20 protein-coding genes and 1 pseudogene are annotated in these 17,021 nt (G+C 37.4%); 2 read left to right on the forward strand and 19 right to left on the reverse strand.

Going from position 1 to position 17,021, the window contains the following annotated elements:
- Nucleotides 1–48: 48 nt before the first annotated feature.
- Nucleotides 49–1,404, reverse strand: a complete 1,356-nt coding sequence (gene rlmD / locus HT696_RS09425; protein ID WP_173218973.1) for a 23S rRNA (uracil(1939)-C(5))-methyltransferase RlmD — start codon at nucleotides 1,402–1,404, stop codon at nucleotides 49–51.
- 37 nt (nucleotides 1,405–1,441) lie between these two features.
- On the opposite strand from rlmD, the gene recX reads away from it, so the two are divergent.
- Nucleotides 1,442–2,218, forward strand: coding sequence for a recombination regulator RecX (recX, locus tag HT696_RS09430; RefSeq protein ID WP_173261996.1), 777 nt, complete (start codon nucleotides 1,442–1,444; stop codon nucleotides 2,216–2,218).
- An 88-nt stretch (nucleotides 2,219–2,306) separates the two neighbouring features.
- Entirely contained in the window at nucleotides 2,307–2,840 is a 534-nt protein-coding gene (locus HT696_RS09435) for a DUF402 domain-containing protein (RefSeq protein WP_000775321.1), read from the forward strand.
- Between the two features lie 69 nt (nucleotides 2,841–2,909).
- Here the strand turns inward: HT696_RS09435 and HT696_RS09440 are convergent, their stop codons facing one another.
- From HT696_RS09440 to HT696_RS09525, 18 genes and pseudogenes are all read right to left on the reverse strand, one after another.
- Nucleotides 2,910–3,677 (reverse strand): epoxyqueuosine reductase QueH, encoded by a 768-nt coding sequence (locus HT696_RS09440; RefSeq protein WP_000567567.1) that lies wholly within the window; start codon nucleotides 3,675–3,677, stop codon nucleotides 2,910–2,912.
- A 137-nt stretch (nucleotides 3,678–3,814) separates the two neighbouring features.
- Nucleotides 3,815–5,437, reverse strand: coding sequence for a chaperonin GroEL (gene groL, locus HT696_RS09445; RefSeq protein WP_173283212.1), 1,623 nt, complete (start codon nucleotides 5,435–5,437; stop codon nucleotides 3,815–3,817).
- A 15-nt stretch (nucleotides 5,438–5,452) separates the two neighbouring features.
- Complete coding sequence (groES, locus tag HT696_RS09450) at nucleotides 5,453–5,737, reverse strand: co-chaperone GroES (RefSeq protein ID WP_033688179.1); 285 nt, start codon at nucleotides 5,735–5,737, stop codon at nucleotides 5,453–5,455.
- 299 nt (nucleotides 5,738–6,036) lie between these two features.
- The gene (locus tag HT696_RS09455; protein WP_033683132.1) at nucleotides 6,037–6,891 is read right to left on the reverse strand and encodes a PTS system mannose/fructose/sorbose family transporter subunit IID; all 855 of its coding nucleotides are present in this window, start codon (nucleotides 6,889–6,891) and stop codon (nucleotides 6,037–6,039) included.
- Nucleotides 6,872–7,714 (reverse strand): PTS sugar transporter subunit IIC, encoded by an 843-nt coding sequence (locus HT696_RS09460; protein ID WP_033676368.1) that lies wholly within the window; start codon nucleotides 7,712–7,714, stop codon nucleotides 6,872–6,874. Before HT696_RS09460 ends, HT696_RS09455 begins: the two co-directional genes overlap by 20 nt.
- A gap of 23 nt (nucleotides 7,715–7,737) precedes the next feature.
- Nucleotides 7,738–8,232 (reverse strand): PTS sugar transporter subunit IIB, encoded by a 495-nt coding sequence (locus HT696_RS09465; protein WP_020903146.1) that lies wholly within the window; start codon nucleotides 8,230–8,232, stop codon nucleotides 7,738–7,740.
- Nucleotides 8,233–8,258: 26 nt separating this feature from the next.
- Nucleotides 8,259–8,696 (reverse strand): PTS sugar transporter subunit IIA, encoded by a 438-nt coding sequence (locus HT696_RS09470; protein WP_049521658.1) that lies wholly within the window; start codon nucleotides 8,694–8,696, stop codon nucleotides 8,259–8,261.
- Nucleotides 8,697–8,856: 160 nt separating this feature from the next.
- Entirely contained in the window at nucleotides 8,857–10,149 is a 1,293-nt protein-coding gene (locus HT696_RS09475) for an extracellular solute-binding protein (protein WP_173283211.1), read from the reverse strand.
- Nucleotides 10,146–10,829: a response regulator transcription factor gene (locus HT696_RS09480; RefSeq protein ID WP_173283210.1), complete on the reverse strand. Its 684-nt coding sequence runs from the start codon at nucleotides 10,827–10,829 to the stop codon at nucleotides 10,146–10,148. The genes HT696_RS09475 and HT696_RS09480 overlap by 4 nt, the downstream gene beginning before the upstream one ends.
- Nucleotides 10,804–12,141 carry a sensor histidine kinase gene (locus tag HT696_RS09485; RefSeq protein ID WP_173283213.1) on the reverse strand — a complete coding sequence of 446 codons (1,338 nt, stop codon included), beginning with the start codon at nucleotides 12,139–12,141 and terminating at the stop codon, nucleotides 10,804–10,806. Before HT696_RS09485 ends, HT696_RS09480 begins: the two co-directional genes overlap by 26 nt.
- Nucleotides 12,141–13,106 carry a substrate-binding domain-containing protein gene (locus HT696_RS09490; RefSeq protein ID WP_173283208.1) on the reverse strand — a complete coding sequence of 322 codons (966 nt, stop codon included), beginning with the start codon at nucleotides 13,104–13,106 and terminating at the stop codon, nucleotides 12,141–12,143. The genes HT696_RS09485 and HT696_RS09490 overlap by 1 nt, the downstream gene beginning before the upstream one ends.
- 87 nt (nucleotides 13,107–13,193) lie before the next feature.
- Nucleotides 13,194–13,589 (reverse strand): single-stranded DNA-binding protein, encoded by a 396-nt coding sequence (locus tag HT696_RS09495; RefSeq protein ID WP_173283206.1) that lies wholly within the window; start codon nucleotides 13,587–13,589, stop codon nucleotides 13,194–13,196.
- Between the two features lie 76 nt (nucleotides 13,590–13,665).
- Nucleotides 13,666–14,427, reverse strand: coding sequence for an SDR family NAD(P)-dependent oxidoreductase (locus HT696_RS09500; protein ID WP_173283204.1), 762 nt, complete (start codon nucleotides 14,425–14,427; stop codon nucleotides 13,666–13,668).
- 41 nt (nucleotides 14,428–14,468) lie between these two features.
- Nucleotides 14,469–15,095: a YtpR family tRNA-binding protein gene (ytpR, locus tag HT696_RS09505; protein WP_173283202.1), complete on the reverse strand. Its 627-nt coding sequence runs from the start codon at nucleotides 15,093–15,095 to the stop codon at nucleotides 14,469–14,471.
- Between the two features lie 15 nt (nucleotides 15,096–15,110).
- Complete coding sequence (locus tag HT696_RS09510; protein ID WP_000615777.1) at nucleotides 15,111–15,428, reverse strand: thioredoxin family protein; 318 nt, start codon at nucleotides 15,426–15,428, stop codon at nucleotides 15,111–15,113.
- Nucleotides 15,425–15,724: a DUF4651 domain-containing protein gene (locus HT696_RS09515; protein ID WP_173283201.1), complete on the reverse strand. Its 300-nt coding sequence runs from the start codon at nucleotides 15,722–15,724 to the stop codon at nucleotides 15,425–15,427. The genes HT696_RS09510 and HT696_RS09515 overlap by 4 nt, the downstream gene beginning before the upstream one ends.
- A 191-nt stretch (nucleotides 15,725–15,915) precedes the next feature.
- Nucleotides 15,916–16,119 (reverse strand): annotated as a pseudogene (locus tag HT696_RS09520) (N-acetylmuramoyl-L-alanine amidase family protein); the annotation flags it as partial.
- 350 nt (nucleotides 16,120–16,469) lie between these two features.
- The gene (locus HT696_RS09525; RefSeq protein ID WP_173283309.1) at nucleotides 16,470–16,973 is read right to left on the reverse strand and encodes a phosphatase PAP2 family protein; all 504 of its coding nucleotides are present in this window, start codon (nucleotides 16,971–16,973) and stop codon (nucleotides 16,470–16,472) included.
- Between the last annotated feature and the right edge of the window lie 48 nt (nucleotides 16,974–17,021).

A 17,021-nucleotide genomic window follows, 5' to 3' on the forward strand; every position in this document is an offset into this window, starting at 1 on the left:
TCAACTCTTACTATTATACAGGCTTTTCTAACTTTGTCAACACCTTTTTTAAACTTTTTTTATTAATTTTACAACTGCTTCAGTTCGAGCGGTGTGTGGGAACATATCGACCGACTGGATATAATGGATATCGTAGACTTCTACTAATCTTACCAAATCCCTTGCCAAAGTTGAAACATTACATGAAATATAAACCATTTTTTCTGGCACATAGGTAAGAATAGTGTCTAACAACTTATCATCCAGACCTGTACGCGGTGGATCCACAATCAGTGCATCTGCTCGGTATCCTTCCTTGTACCAACGAGGAATAATCTCTTCTGCTGTTCCAGCTTCATAATGAGTATTGTCAAATCCCATTCTTTTAGCATTTCGCTTGGCATCTTCAATAGCTTCTGGAATAATATCCATACCTCTGAGTGTTTTAACTTTCTTTGCAAAGGCAAATCCAATTGTTCCAACTCCACAATAAGCATCAATCAAATGATCTTCTTTATTAACATCCAAGGCTTTTACCGCCTCGTTATAAAGAACTTCTGTTTGTTCAGGATTTAGTTGATAGAAAGCTCGAGGGGATAGTGAAAATTCATAATCGAGAACACCTTCTTGAATACTCTCTTGTCCCCAGATAATCTCTGTCTTTTCACCATAAATCTCACTGGTTTTAGCTGTATTTGTATTCACAGCTACTGTCACAACTTCTGGAAAATCTTTAACTAAGTCTTTTACTAGTTGGGTTAAATTAAGCTGACGATTTGTAACAATAATAATCTGAACCTGTCCAGTCTTTCTTGCTCGTCGAACCATTATAGTTCTAACACCTAGAACTTTTCTCTCATCCGTGATTGGAATCTGGTGATAAGTAAGTAATTCCGCTAGACGATTAGCAATCACTTGGGTTTCCTTGTCTTGTACCAGGCAGTCTTTCAACTCTACTAAATAGTGAGAGTTTTGTGCATATAAGCCCGCCTTGACCTGATTCTTAAATTTTCGAGTCTGAAATTGTAACTTAGCACGGTAGTACTTTGGTTCCTGCATTCCAATAGTTGGACGGATTTCATAATTTTCATATCCTGCAGGGGCAAATTTTTTCAGCGCTTGGTGAAGTAAGTCCGTCTTGAACTCCAGCTGCTTATCATAATGCAGATGCATAATTTGGCAGCCTCCGCATTCATTGTAAATAGTACAAGCTGGCACAACTCGAAATTTAGACTTCTTGTTGACCTTCAGTAATTTTGCCTCAACAAAGTTACGTTTAATAGAAGTAATCTGACAATAGATATCTTCTCCTTTTAAAGCTCCAGGTACAAAGACTAATGTTTTTTGATAAAAGCCGATTCCCTCACCATTAATTCCCATGCGCTTGATTTTTAATGGTATTTTTTGTTTCACTTTCAGATTCATACCCCTATCTTATCACATTTTGAGTTATAATAGAACTATGAAAATCACAAAACTTGAAAAGAAAAAAAGACTCTATCTGATGGAACTTGATAATGGCGACAAATGCTATATCACTGAAGACACAATTGTTCGTTTTATGTTATCGAGAGATAAGGTTATAAGCGAAGAGGAATTGAAAGAGATTCAGGACTTTGCCAAATTTTCTTACGGTAAGAATCTGGCCCTCTACCACCTATCCTTTAAAGCACGTACCGAAAAAGAGGTCAGAGAATATCTGAAAAAATACGATATTGATGAAAGCATAGTTGCGCAAGTCATTGTTAATCTTAAAGAAGATAAGTGGATTAATGATAGCCAGTACGCTTATGCTATCATCAATGCCAATCAACTTTCAGGAGACAAGGGGCCTTATGTACTGACTCAGAAACTAGCACAAAAGGGGATTTCAAAATCTACTATAGAACAGAACTTGAAAGAATTTGATTTTTCGGAAGTTGCTCAACGTGTAGCCAATAAACTATTGAAAAAATATGAGGGAAAACTTCCAGCTCGTGCCTTGCAAGATAAGATAATCCAGAACTTGACTAACAAGGGCTTCTCTTATTCTGATGCTAAAATTGCCTTTGACGACTTAGATATCCAAGTTGACCAAGAAACGACTCAAGAACTCATCTTCAAGGAACTTGATAAGCAATATGCTAAGTATGCCAGAAAGTATGAAGGATACGAACTGAAACAGCGTTTAACTCAAGTTTTAGCACGAAAGGGCTATGATTTTTCGGATATAGCAAGCGCTCTTAGAGAATATCTTTAATATTTCCAAGTGAAATTCACAGATTTTAGATAATTTTATGGTACAATAGTAAATGATAAACTTATAAATTGTAGAAAGTTGGTTAGTTATGAAGCTTCCAAAAGAAGGCGACTTTATTACAATTCAAAGTTATAAGCATGATGGGAGTCTCCACCGAACTTGGCGGGACACCATGGTACTAAAAACAACAGAAAACGCCATTATTGGTGTCAACGATCATACACTTGTTACCGAAAGTGATGGTCGTCGTTGGGTCACTCGAGAACCGGCTATTGTTTACTTTCACAAGAAATATTGGTTTAATATCATTGCCATGATTCGTGATAATGGAACTTCTTACTATTGCAATATGGCTAGCCCCTACTATCTGGATGAAGAAGCACTGAAGTATATTGATTACGATTTGGATGTTAAAATTTTTACAGATGGGGAAAAACGTCTTTTGGACGTTGAGGAGTATGAGCGTCACAAACGCAAAATGAATTATTCTGATGACTTGGACTATATTTTAAAAGAACATGTCAAAATTCTTGTTGATTGGATTAACAATGGACGTGGTCCTTTCTCAGAAGCCTATGTAAACATTTGGTACAAGCGCTATGTAGAACTAAAGAATCGGTAAAGTTGTCAAACTGGGGTTAAGACCCCGGTTTTTTATTTGAAAAACCCAGCTTTTCAGCTGGGTTGGTCTCTATATATCTAATTTAGTAACAGTAAATTTGATGTGGGAATAGTCTTTTTCAACATCCTTATCCAGCAAAAAAGCCGTGGCATCCTTCTTAACCTGAACCAGGTCAATATTCTGGGCTTGTGCTGCATAGACACATCCACAATAACATTGACGATAGATATCATACTCCTCACACATCTCTACTGAACGTTTGTAGCCTTGATTTTTCTTGAAATCACTGGGAAGATAGTGAGTGGTATAAATCTTTTGCACATCGATTCCTATGCTGTTGATAGTTTGAGAATTCTTATGAGGACTAATGGTCAAGGCTGAGCCAAAGTAGTCAAAACCCAAGTCCATAGCCACTTGCGCTGTCTTATCCAGTCGGTAGTCAAAGCAAACCTTGCAACGATCGCCTCCTTCAGGCTCTTCCTCCAATCCTCTAACCAATTTTCGGTATTCATTTGGTTCGTAGGGAGCTTCTAGGTACTGGACCGTATTTCCTGTTCGCTCATTGAAATCACTGACAAATTTCTTGGTAACATAGGCACGCTTATGGTATTCTGCCTTGGGATGGATATTAGAATTGGCAAAATAGATAGTCACATCTGCATACTTGGTCAAATATTCTAGAGTATAGGTACTGCAAGGGGCACAGCAAACATGCATGAGAATGGTTGGCCGTTGCTCATTTTTCTCCCATACTTGTACCATCTTCTGCATGACACGGTCATAATTAATCTTCTGATTGGGGTTCATCTTGCTCAGAATTTCTTCTACATCGATCATGTTCTTCTCCTTTTTCTAGTCTTATTTTATCATATAAGTTAGGAGAGCTCAAATCAATTTAGAAGTGAATATCATAAAAAGGAGGGTTAGTCATTCCCTCCTTTTGTATTTTTCATAAGTTATTTTCTATAGAAAGCTTACATCATGCCGCCCATCATGCTTGGATCCATTGCTGGAGCTGGGGCTGCTGGTTCTGGTTTATTGGCTACGACTGCTTCTGTTGTTAAAATCAAGCTGGCTACAGATGCTGCATTTTGAAGGGCTGAACGGCTCACTTTAACTGGGTCGATAATCCCTTGATCAATCATGTTGACCCACTCGCCAGTTGCTGCGTTGAAGCCTGTACCAAGCTCAGCATTTTTCAAACGATCGATAACGATAGAGCCTTCAAATCCTGCATTGTGGGCGATCTGACGAACAGGTTCTTCCAAGGCACGGAGAACAATATTGCGTCCTGTTGCTTCGTCTCCTGTCAATTCCAAGGCAGCAACAGCTGGAATCACATTGGCAAGAGCTGTTCCACCACCTGCAACAATACCTTCTTCAACAGCTGCACGAGTAGCGTTAAGGGCATCTTCAATGCGGAGTTTCATTTCTTTCAACTCAGTTTCAGTTGCAGCTCCAACCTTGATAACTGCAACACCACCTGACAATTTTGCCAAGCGTTCTTGTAATTTTTCACGGTCAAACTCAGAAGTTGTGGTTTCGATTTGAGACTTGATAACCGCAACACGGTGAGAAATGGCTTCAGGATTTCCAGCACCTTCTACAATAACAGTGCTATCTTTGTCCACAGTTACTCTCGCTGCTTGACCAAGAGCTTCAATTGTCGCATCTTTCAACTCAAGACCAAGATCTTCTGTGATAACTGTTCCGCCTGTTAAAATGGCGATATCTTCAAGCATGGCTTTGCGACGGTCACCAAAACCGGGTGCCTTAACGGCTACTACGTTGAAGGTTCCACGAATCTTGTTCAAAACAAGAGTTGGAAGAGCCTCACCATCTACATCATCCGCAATAATCAAGAGTGGACGATTGCTTTGGAGAATACTTTCTAGGAGTGGCAAGATTTCTTGGATATTTGAAATCTTCTTATCGGTAATCAAAATGTATGGATTTTCAAGGTCAGCTACCATTTTTTCGCTATCTGTCACCATGTACTGTGAAAGATAACCACGGTCGAACTGCATTCCTTCCACAACTTCAAGCTCTGTTTCCATACCACGTGACTCTTCGATTGTGATAACACCATCTTTACCAACTTTTTCCATAGCTTCAGAAATGTATTCGCCTACTTTTTCGGAACGAGAAGACACGGCAGCAACCTGAGCAATAGCTTCTTTATTGGCAACTGGGATGGCGTTGTTTTTCAAAGCTTCAACGGCTGCGGCAACTGCTGTTTCAATCCCACGACGAATGCCGATTGGATTTGCACCTGCTGTGACATTTTTGATTCCTTCGCGGACAATTGCTTGGGTCAAGACTGTTGCAGTTGTCGTTCCGTCACCTGCGATATCATTGGTTTTTGAAGCTACTTCTGATACCAATTTGGCACCCATATTTTCAAAATGATCTTCTAATTCAATTTCTTTGGCAATGGTCACACCATCATTGGTAATCAAGGGTGAGCCAAATGATTTTTCCAACACAACGTTACGACCTTTTGGTCCCAAGGTTACTTTAACAGTGTCTGCAAGGATATCGACACCACGGACCATAGCTGAACGAGCATCAGATGAAAATTTAATTTCTTTTGACATACTTACTTTCTCCTTCTATTCTTCAATGATAGCTAAGATGTTAGCTTCTCCTACGATGATGTACTTTTCATCACCATCTTTTACATCAAGACCTGCGTGAGCTTCAACTAAGACACGGTCTCCAGCTTTAACACTTGGAGCAACCAAGTCACCGTTCAAGGTACGAACACCTTGTCCAGTAGCCACAACTTGGGCTGTTTTAGTTTTTTCTTGGGCTGAACCTGCAAGAACAAAACCTCCAACAGTTTGTTCTTTTTCTTCTACTTTTAAGACCACACGGTCCCCTAATGGTTTCAACATCTGATTTCCTCCATAATGAGATAGATAGTATTAGCACTCTTTATACCTGAGTGCTAATTCATAGTTCTATTGTATCACTTGGTCAGAAATAGTCAAGAAAAAAGTCTGACTTTCTGAGGATGAATAGATGAATTTCTTTATCCTATTTTGCACTTTAATAATGTAGAATTTTAACGAACATGATTCATGGAATTAGTATTTTCGTTAATTCTTTTATAAAAAATACCGAAACTCTAAATCCTTATATTACGCATATATAAAAAACAACGATTACAAACCGTTGCTTTTTTTACATGCTATTAATATTTCAATCCTGGATTGAAAAATCCTAAGGCTACTCCCACAAGTGCAATAACTACCAATAATAGCATCACCCAATTTGGAGAAACTTTCTTTTTAGCCATCAGCCACCAACATAGAACAATAAAACCTGCTGTTAAAAGACCTGGATAAACACCATCAATCTTTTCTTGTAAGTTTAAAAATGTTTCTCCATCTCCATTTTTCAGCTCTAGCGCCGTAGTGACAGATACCCAAGTTGCTGCAACAGCTCCTATGACCATACCACCAACAACACTAATTGATTTTCTTAGCGCCTGACCTTTAGGACCTACTAAAAATTCTACTGCTTTATCTCCAAGTTCATATCCTTTAAAATAAGCAAAACGCATTCCAAGATAGACTAATAGATTCCATGCAATAATATAGAATATTGCACCAGAAATATTTCCTCCTTTAGAAAGACCTAGAGCTATCCCCAAAAGAACAGGAATTAATGTTCCTACAATAAGTGAATCTCCAATACCTGCAATAGGCCCCATTAGACCAGCTCGCATTCCATTGATGGTTTCACTATCTACGGCATCTCCATTTGCACGCGCTTCTTCCAAACCAGCTGTTATCCCAACTACTAGAGAACCCAACTGTGGCTCAGTATTAAAGAATGCTGTGTATGTTTGCATAGCTTCTTTTTGCTCTTCCTTAGTATCATACATTTCTTCTACAATTGGAAGCATAGAAGTTAAATATCCAAAAGTTTGCATATGTTCTTGAGAAAAACATGTCAGATGTCCATAGAACCAGTGGTGAAATGATTTTGTCAATGTTTTTCTTGATATTTTTTTTCGACTCATTCTAAATATCCTCCTCTTCATCAAATCCCATATCACTGACAACCGCTGTCGTACGGGCAGATTTAATAACTTCTAATTCATAATAAATTACTGCAAAAATTAATGACACAACACCACTTGCTACTAAGTTCAAGCCTAAAGATTTTGCTAACGTGAACCCGACAAAGAAAGGAATAAAGTCTGTTGTTTTTGTAACAATTTGTTTCAAAAGTATTGCAATACCCACACATGGAAGGAGTGCTCCTACAGTAAATAGAGACTTCATTACAAAACCATCCATCGGAAGATATAATTTCATAAGATCAACCATATCTGGTCCAAATTTTGTAATAATCATTGTTGGTAAGAAAGAAAAGATAAAATGTGAAATCCAAGGATATACCCAATCAACAGCATATAACTTCTTAAAATCACCTTTCTCTACAGCTTTCCATCCAATGTGTTGCCAAAGCAAATTCATAGTAGCTGTACCATAGAATAAAACAGTTCCAATTGTTCCAACCGCAGCTCCAATTGGCGCTGCTGCTGCTGCAATCGCTACTTCACCTGAAATATTATTTGCATGAACAAATAGGATAGATAACGGAATTCCGATATAAGAAATTGCCCGTACATCGGCAGATACAGTTCCACCAGGTGTCACTAAGGCAATATATAATACCTGCAAAGCCACACCAACGATTACCCCTGTTGTTATATCTCCTAATATTAAACCTACAATTAAACCACCAACTAATGGACGCCCCAAAGTATAGTTACCAATACTGGATCCCCCCATACCTGGCATCGATGCTAAACTTGCAAACAATCCTAAAAGAGCTGCTTGAATCCAAGAAATTTCCATCATTTTGTCTCCTTATTTCATTATTAAAATCCAAATTTTGATTTAAAATCACTCCAATAGCCAATAGATACATCTGGTAATAATTGGAATCTAACTTTATATCCTGCTTTTTCAATTGCTTCTAGTGCAACTGCTTCCTCTTGAGTAATTGATTGATTATTTCCCAACTTGATAGCACCTGGTCTATCGTTAGCAGGTCCTACAATAATTTCTTTAACATCTCCTGGAATAAAGCCCTGGTCTACTAAAATTTCTTTCATATCAATTGGATTCTTAGTAATCAAAAAATATCTACTATCCGATTCTGTTACTTTAGATGATTTTTCTTTAAACGCTTCCTTTGTCCAAACAAATGTTTTTTTATCTGACGCACCTTTATATGCCTGAATTAAAACCTTATTAGATGCAGCAGCGTCATTTACTGCAATTAATCCATCACATGGATGTTCTTTTGCCCATCTAGTGACTGTTTGTCCATGAATCATTCTATCGTCAATTCGTACAAATGTTACTACCATAATTTTTTATCCCTTTCCTTATATAACTAAATATCGTCTTCTTCATTAAGATTATCATCTGATCCGACTTCAAATTCTTGTAGAGCCGATGATGATTCGTTTAATATCGTAGAAACAAGTTCACTTCCAGTCAGAATGTCTTTCATCACTACTGCTGTAAGTGCCATTGTTAAGTTCATACCTCCCAAAATAGTTGCATTCTCTAATTTTCCAAATTCTTCTAATACTGTTGCAACAGTTGTTAAAGGACTTCCCCCAACAATATCTGCTAAAACAAGAACCGAATCATTTTCATCCAGAGACGCAATAACATTCTTGACCTCTACAGAAAAACCTGCAAGACTTTCTCCATCTTTTAAGCCAATCGCTATGACATCATCTACCTTATCCGAAGCAAACATAGAAAGAGATGATTTCAATCCCTCTGCGAGTCCTCCATGACTGACTAATATCAAATGCTTCATATTTCCCTCCTTTTATTGATTTCATTCTATCATCCTTATCTTCACTTTATAATTGTTAAATGTCACAAAAGTTTATTGATAAATGTCAATAAAAAAATGACAAATGTCAATAAAGACATCTGCCATGTTCGTATTATTTAAGAAATAATAATCTTGACATCTACTTAAGAATTCCTATATCTAGTTCTTTTTGTAACTTAATAAGACTACCTTCAATATCCGTGTTATTTTCATCCATAGATAATGCTTCTAATCTTTCTTCTATTCCAACCAATGATTTTGAATCTATTCCTTTTGAAATAGTTGTAATTGAATTTTTCATTATATAATCCAATGAAGTAGTCGTTAAGGCATTTTGACCAATCATTCCTTTCTTCATCAACTCTTCACTCTTCAAACTAGTTACTACCTCTGGTAATACTGAGCTTCCTTGACCCTTATTAAATAAATTTTGTTGAATTTCACGATTAATTGTTAAAAATTCTATAAACGATACGGCAAGGTTTGAATTGCGAGCACGCGAAGAAACCACGTATAAGGAAGTATCTGTTACAGTCGAACGAATGTCTTCCTTAGTCGTTGGCAACGAAATACATGTCCAGTTAAAATTTGTATATTTGGCCACATGATAAGGAAAAGGTTTATATGTACGATATTGTGCCAGACTCATTGGATAAAAGGCCACATGTCCTTCATCAAAATCTTTATAGGTTACTTTGTAGCGTCCGTTTAATTGATTCAATCCCCTTATATAGGATAAAGCATCCTTCATTTCTGACGAATCTATACGAGGAATACCACTCTCAGAAATAGTAACACCAAAGGCTGCTAGAGATTCTTTCCAACTATATCCTGTTATCCCAAATTGATCAACGATTCCATCTCCATCGGTATCTTTTGTAATTTTTTTACTAATCTCATATAGATCTTTCAGTGTCCACCCTACTTTAGGAATTTCAATGCCCTCTCTTAAAAGTAAATCTTGATTTACACACATCAACATGGGATTGCTTTCATATGGAAGACCGTATAAATCATCTCCGTATTTTGCTGCCTGCAAAGATACATCATAGAAATTAGAGGCATCTTCTTGAGACAGATAGGAATTTAGGTTTTTTAAAATACCTTTTGATGCAAATAAAGATAATTGGTCGCTTGATAATAGAAAGACATCCGGTTCAGAACCTTTTAAAATTTGACTTGAAATCCAATTAGAATACTCCTCCTTAGGAATACCTGAATCATATACAATTTTAACCCCTGGATGAAGCTCTTCAAATTTCTTAATAGCCTCATCTAGTACGTAGCTGTTATTCCCTGTAGGAATTCCCCAACTAGAATCAGAATAAAAACCCAGTCTAATAATCTTTATCTGCTTGTTTTCCCAAATAAGAAATAAACTCAAGCAACTTAGCACAAACAGTATCGCTAGAAACAATTGCTTTACTTTCATTTATCCATTTCCTTCGAAAAATTCTTTTGTGTCACACCTGTTTGTACAGCCCATATGGCTAACTGTGTCCTATCTCTCAAATTTAGTTTTGAAAGAATGATAGAAAGGTAATTGCGCACTGTTCCCTCGGATAAAAAAAGATTACTGGCAATTTCCTTATTTGATTCTCCAAATGCCACTTGCTGAATAATTTTCCATTCTGTCAGTGATATATTTTCAATATTCTCTTCCTTCACAGTAATAGAAAAATTGGTCTGTGCCATCTGAGAGAACAATTGAAATACCTTACTGGCTATATTAGGATTAATCATAGATCCACCTTTATACACTGTCTGAATGGCTTGATATAACTCGTCTGTTGAAACTCCTTTTAATAAATAGCCAGATGCACCATATTTTAAAGCACTAAAAATAAATTCGTCGTCATCAAATGTTGTTAAGATTATAATTTTTATATTTGGAAAACGTTTTTTGATTTCTTTTGTAGCCAATACTCCGTCCATTCTGGGCATTCTAATGTCCATTAAAATTATATCCGGTTTTACAGTCATAATGTTATCCATAGCTTCGATACCATCACCAACGACGGATACAACATCAATATCAGCATATACTGATAAAATGATCTGCAAAGACTCTCTAATTAACGCCTGATCATCTGCAATCATTACCTTTATCATATACTTCACCTCCTATTTTTGGAAAAACTATTTTAGTGTAAAATCCTTCCCTATTTTCAAAATGAATAGAACCACCTAAAATAGAAACTCGCTCTCTCATTTGTTTCAAGCCATACCCAATTTGTAAGTCGTCAAAACCTATTCCATTATCGTGCAAAACTATTATGTTGTTATCCTCACTCATAAAGCGAATGCTCATTTTACTAGCATGTCCATGACGAACAGAATTTGTCATAGATTCTTGTATAATCCTAAAAATAGTATCTTCCTGTATCACATCTAAATCAATATTTCCCCATTCATATTTTAGATCGACAGAGAGTTTAGATAGAGACTCATACTCACTAATCATTAATATTAGAGCATCTTTTAAACCATTATTTTGCAAAGCTCCTGGTCTTAGTCTATGTAATGATCCCCTAACATCTTTTATCCCCTCTCTAACTGCATTTGAAACATTTTTCAACTGTTCTTTAGCACGGATAGGATGAACATCAATTAGTACAGAAACAGCATCAATCCCTGCTGAAATTCCTGTCAACGCATGACCTAGAGTATCATGAATTTCCCGAGCAATTCTTTTCCTTTCTCGATCTTCAGCGATTTTCTCTGATAACGATATGTAATGATTCAATTCAGTGTTGACTCTAGATAACATTTTAAGCTCTTCCTCAATATTATGGTGTTCTTTAATCACGTATAGGATATAAGACAATAAAGAGATGATGAAAATAATAACGTTTAATGACGTCAATGCATTTTCTAAAAATAACACTACACCTCGTATGGACGATGGGTAAAATTGGATATAGGTAGAAAGAGATGGAACTTTTATAAATAGTGACAAGATTTCATAGTCTGTTAAAAGTAACATTAAAAAACTCAAGAAAATAAAAATAATCCAAGAACGTTTACTATCAGAGTCTTGAAACTCTCTTGAACTATAGAATATATCAGCAAAAACTAATAATATTATTCCATTGTATGACAGATTTTGTGACCATATAACACCAATCATTAATACTATTTCAAACAAATTCCATTTTGAAAAAATTGGCCATTTTTTCTCAGTTGAATACATTTTATAGGTAGATATAAAAATAATACCGACAAAAAAAATAATTGAATACCAAAAAATCTGGTCAGGTGATTTTGAAATATTGTTTAATTCTCCCAATAAGAGTATCATCTGTCCCTTTGAAATTACATAGTTTGTAATCTGTATATACAAAGCTCCATTGTATATAATGGTTAGAAAATTAATTAATAAAAGCAAAATTATAGAGTACTGGACACCTTTTACCTGTTTCATTACTGCCACCCATTAATATCAAACTGAATTATATTATTTTTATCAACAAATTGTACAGGTATAGTATATAATTCTTCAACTTCTTCTTTTTTTACTAATAAATCTATTGTTTCCGATACTTTTCTACCCATATGAGATGGAAATTGAGCAACCGTTCCTGTCACTTCATCTGTTGTAGCTAATAAATGCTTCATATCTGGTGAACCATCTATTCCGTAAATAAGTTTTTTTGAAGTTACTTTCAATTCTTTAATTGCTGCTAAAGCTCCTATAGCTGCTCTATCATTTAAAGCCACTATAGCATCAAATTGTAAACCTTCAGATAACGCATCACCTACAGTAGTCATAGCATGCTCTGTTTGACCAACTGTTTCTCTTTCTGAGATAATTTGATAATGTTCTTCTGATTTTATTGTATCCAAAAAACCAGTTATTCTCTGATTAGCTGATAAAGCATCTTTGTGCGTTAACAAAAGGATATGGGCATTTGAGGTACGTTTCATCAAATCCTTGGCAATCAATATCCCAGCATGGTAATTATCAGAAACTATGCTCGTATCAACTTTTATATTATTCAACTGACTATCTACTGCTATAACTCTAATTCCAAAATTCTTTGCTCTACTTAACGCTTCTACAATTTGCTTGCTATCACTCTTAACTGGATTAATAACAATAACATTCACTCGCTTCGCTATAAACTCATCAATTTGTTTACTCTGTTTTTCTTCACTCATCTCTGCATCCCGAGTATACAATATCTGACCTTCTGAATCAGAATAGCGTTGAATCTCATTATGTAAATGTCTATAAAATTCACTATTCATCGTCATATAAGTCGCTCCAACTTTTATTTGTCCCGGAATAGGATCTGTCTGACTCACATGAGTATAAATCGCAAAAACAAATACAACTACTGTACAAAATATAATTTTGACGATTGTTCTTGTATAATCTCTACTCATTTCAACCTCCAAAAAGTTTCAACTAGTTCATTGTAACACATTTAGACAGTATAAAAAAGCCTGAGACCAACTCAGACTTTTTAATGTTTAAAATGGCAATTCTTCCTCTTCCAAGACCAAATCTGCCAAATCCTGCCCTGCATTATTTTCACGCATGGCACGTTGGGCACGACTTTCCAAGAGTTGGAATCCTGTAACAAGTACTTCGGTCACGTAGTTCATCTGGCCATTTTTCTCAAAGCGACGAGTACGCAATTCTCCATCCACAGAAATAAGACTACCTTTGGTTGCATAGCTTGCCAAAGTTTCCGCTAGTCTCCCCCATAAAACCATATTAACAAAATCAGCTTCACGTTCACCGTTTTGGTCTTTGTAACGACGGTTCACAGCGATAGTTGCTCGTGCTACTGACTTGTCATTGCTGGTTTTGTGCAATTCTGGTGTAGACGTCAAACGCCCAATCATGATAACTTTATTATACATATTTTTTCCTCCTACTTATCTATTCGTAGGAAATTAAAAAAAGTTACAGAAACTTGTAACTTTTCGAGGAAATTTTTTATTTTTTATGAACCATGAAACCTGTCGCTTGTTGATTTGCCATAATGGTCATATCTGTAATCTGCACACGACGAGGTTGACTGGTCACATAGACTACTGCGTCTGCAATATCCTGAGCTTGCAAAGCTTCTATTCCTTGGTAAACGGACGCAGCTCGTTCTTTATCACCATGAAAACGCACTGTAGAAAAATCTGTTTCGACAATTCCAGGCTGAATGGTCGTCACCTTGATATCCGTTGCGATGGTATCAATTCGCAGACCATCTGAAAAGGTCTTAACTGCCGCCTTGGTCGCTGAGTAAACAGCTGCACCTGCATAAGCATAAATTCCTGCGGTTGACCCCATATTGATAATATGCCCCTGATTGGCTTTTACCATTGCTGGCAAGAAACAGCGAGTAACCGCCATCAGACCCTTGACATTGGTATCCAACATGGTCAGCATATCCAACTCTTCATAGTCCTGATAGGGAGCCAATCCAAGAGCCAGTCCAGCATTATTGACCAAGATATCAATCTGCCCTATCGTTTCTAGAATATCAGAGCAGACAGTCTTGACCATAGCCATATCAGTGACATCTAGTGGAAAAGTCCAAACTGTTTGATTTGGATAAGTTGCTGCAAATTCTGACTTGAGGGTTTCTAGTCTGGCTGTCCGTCGCCCTGTTAGAACGACATTCTCCCCCTGCTCCAGATATGCACGCGCAATCTCTTCACCAATGCCTGAGGTCGCTCCTGTAATCACTACATTTTTTGCCATCTTATTTCCTTCTATCTAGTCTATCAGATATTAACAACTTCCTAGGCAGTCCAGTGCTTAGCTGGGTCAAATGGAGTTCCGACAACTTGGTCTTCTGATAATTCAATAATACCACGTTTTTGCGGAGCATTTGGCAGATGCAATTCACGAGGACTGCACATCATGCCAAAACTCTTTTCGCCACGAAGCTGGCCTGGGAAAATGAGATTGCCTTTTGGCATCATAGCTCCAGGAAGAGCTACAATGGTTTTCAATCCAACACGCGCATTGGGAGCCCCTGCAACGATTTGCACTATCTTGTCGCTTGCGACTGCAACTTGGCAGATGTTGAGGTGGTCACTATCTGGATGAGCTATCATCTCGACAATCTCACCAACAACAAACTTAGGTTCCTTGTCGTTGATAAGTTCTTCTGTAAAACCTTCCGTTTGCAACTCTTGGTTCAAACGAGCGACTTGCTCATCTGTCAAAAAGACTTGACCGCGATCTGCAATTTCAAACAAACTTGAAACTTCGAAAATATTCCAAGCTACTGTTTCTCCATTCTCTTTGAGAAAAACACGAGCTACCTTGCCTTTGCGCTCCACATCTAGTTTGGCATCTCCGCTATTTTTCACGATGACCATAAGGACATCACCGACATGTTCTTTATTATATGTAAAAATCATTGTTTCCTTTTTCTCCTATTTCAGTCCTGCTAAAAAGTCGTTAATTTGTTGCTTGCTTTTACGGTCGCGATTGACAAAACGGCCGATTTCCTTGTCCTTTTCTAGAACAACAAGGCTGGGGATTCCATAAACATCCCAGAGTTTGGCCAAATCCATATACTGGTCTCGGTCCACACGAATAAAGGTGAACTCTGGATTGGTCTCCTCAATTTCTGGCAAGGCAGGATAGATATAACGACAATCGCCACACCAGTCCGCCACAAAAAGAAAGACCTTCTTCCCATCTTTTTCTACTAAAGATGCCAATTCTTCTAAACTTGCTGGTTGTATCATAAGAATTCCTCCTCATAGACCAGGTCTTCATTTTCATAGACAAAGGTATAATGACGGCCATCCTCAAAAATGACGCCACCAACCAAGCTCTCCAAACTACTTTCATAAACTTGAACATAGAGGGTCGCAATTTCCCCCATGTCTGAAAAATGGTCTCGCACAATCGCTGTCAACTCTTCCTGAGTCTTCATGAGCTTGCGGTCATCTGCAACTTTTTTCGTAGCAAGGGCAAGGCTTCCAATACCAAGCAGAGCCAAGCCTGCCATCCACATTTTTTTAACTTTCATACCATTCATTTTAACACAAAAAACGCTTCAGGACAAATGAGGAAGCAGCAGAAAAGCAAGTAAAAAGCCTCTTCCTTTAAGGAAAAGGACTTCTTATACTAGAGCAAACTAGGAAGCTAGCCGCAGGTTGCTCAAAGCACTGCTTTGAGGTTGTAGATGACGCTGACGTGGTTTGAAGAGATTTTCGAAGAGTATTATTCTTATTGCCAGGCGCCTGAGTTACCAACGTAGTAACCATCTGATGTGTAGGTATTACGAAGCATCTTACCTGATGAAGCCAGATAATACCACTTGCCATTGTCTTTGACCCAATCATTCGCTAGCATGGAACCAGAAGAACTTACATAATACCATTCTCCCTTGTCATAAACCCAAGCGCTTGCTTTCATAGCTCCTGAGCAATTAGAGGCCAAAAAAACTGTCCAATATCATTCATTTTTTTAAAACATTTGACACTACATCATCCACGCTGTAGGACATAGATACATCACTTGATGACAATTCCAGTTTCCTCTAAATTGCTGTCAATTTCGATTCGTAACTTCATTCCATCTCCTTTCTGACTCTACTATATCAAAGCCAAAATAAGAAAACAAGAGCAAAAAAGCAAGTGGTTACTTTAGGCACGTAAGTGGTTCTAGGACCGCCTTATACTAATTCAAACCACGTCAGCGTCGCCTTACCGTACTCAAGTACAGCTTGCGGCTAGCTTCCTAGTTTGCTCTTTGATTTTCATTGAGTATTAACTTACAGGTCAAAATAGAAAGAAAAGCACACCCCACACAAGACCACAAATATAACCAACTACTACATCCTTGGGAAAATGCACTCCACCTAGTACTCTCACTAGACCGAGGAGGGCTGAAAAGACCAACAAGATAACCCCTACAGATAAACTAGCATGTAAGCAAGCCATGGAGATGATGGTTGCCGAAAAGACATGACGACTGGGCATAGACTGACCAAGACTATCTCTATCTAGTAGCGGGGTAATGTCCCAAACTTCATAAGGTCTAGGAGCATTGATTTTCTTACGGAGAAGGGACAAAATCACAAAGCCTGACGCAGGAACAAACAAGTAGATCCATATCTTTTTCCCAAGTCCTTCTTGGAGATAGGTAGTTGCTAACAAGGTTAGATAAATCATAGGCATAACTACCGTCATGAACCGATTGAAAGCTCTTAACAATCTCAGAAGAAAGGGCTTATTTTCAATGTTACCAGCAATGTGGTCATACCATTCTTGATAATTCTTCATATATTTTCTCATTACTTACTCAAATTTTGCTTATAGGGAAGCACTTGT

It is taken from the genome of Streptococcus sp. 9903 (genome assembly GCF_013276625.1).
Lineage (GTDB): Bacteria > Bacillota > Bacilli > Lactobacillales > Streptococcaceae > Streptococcus.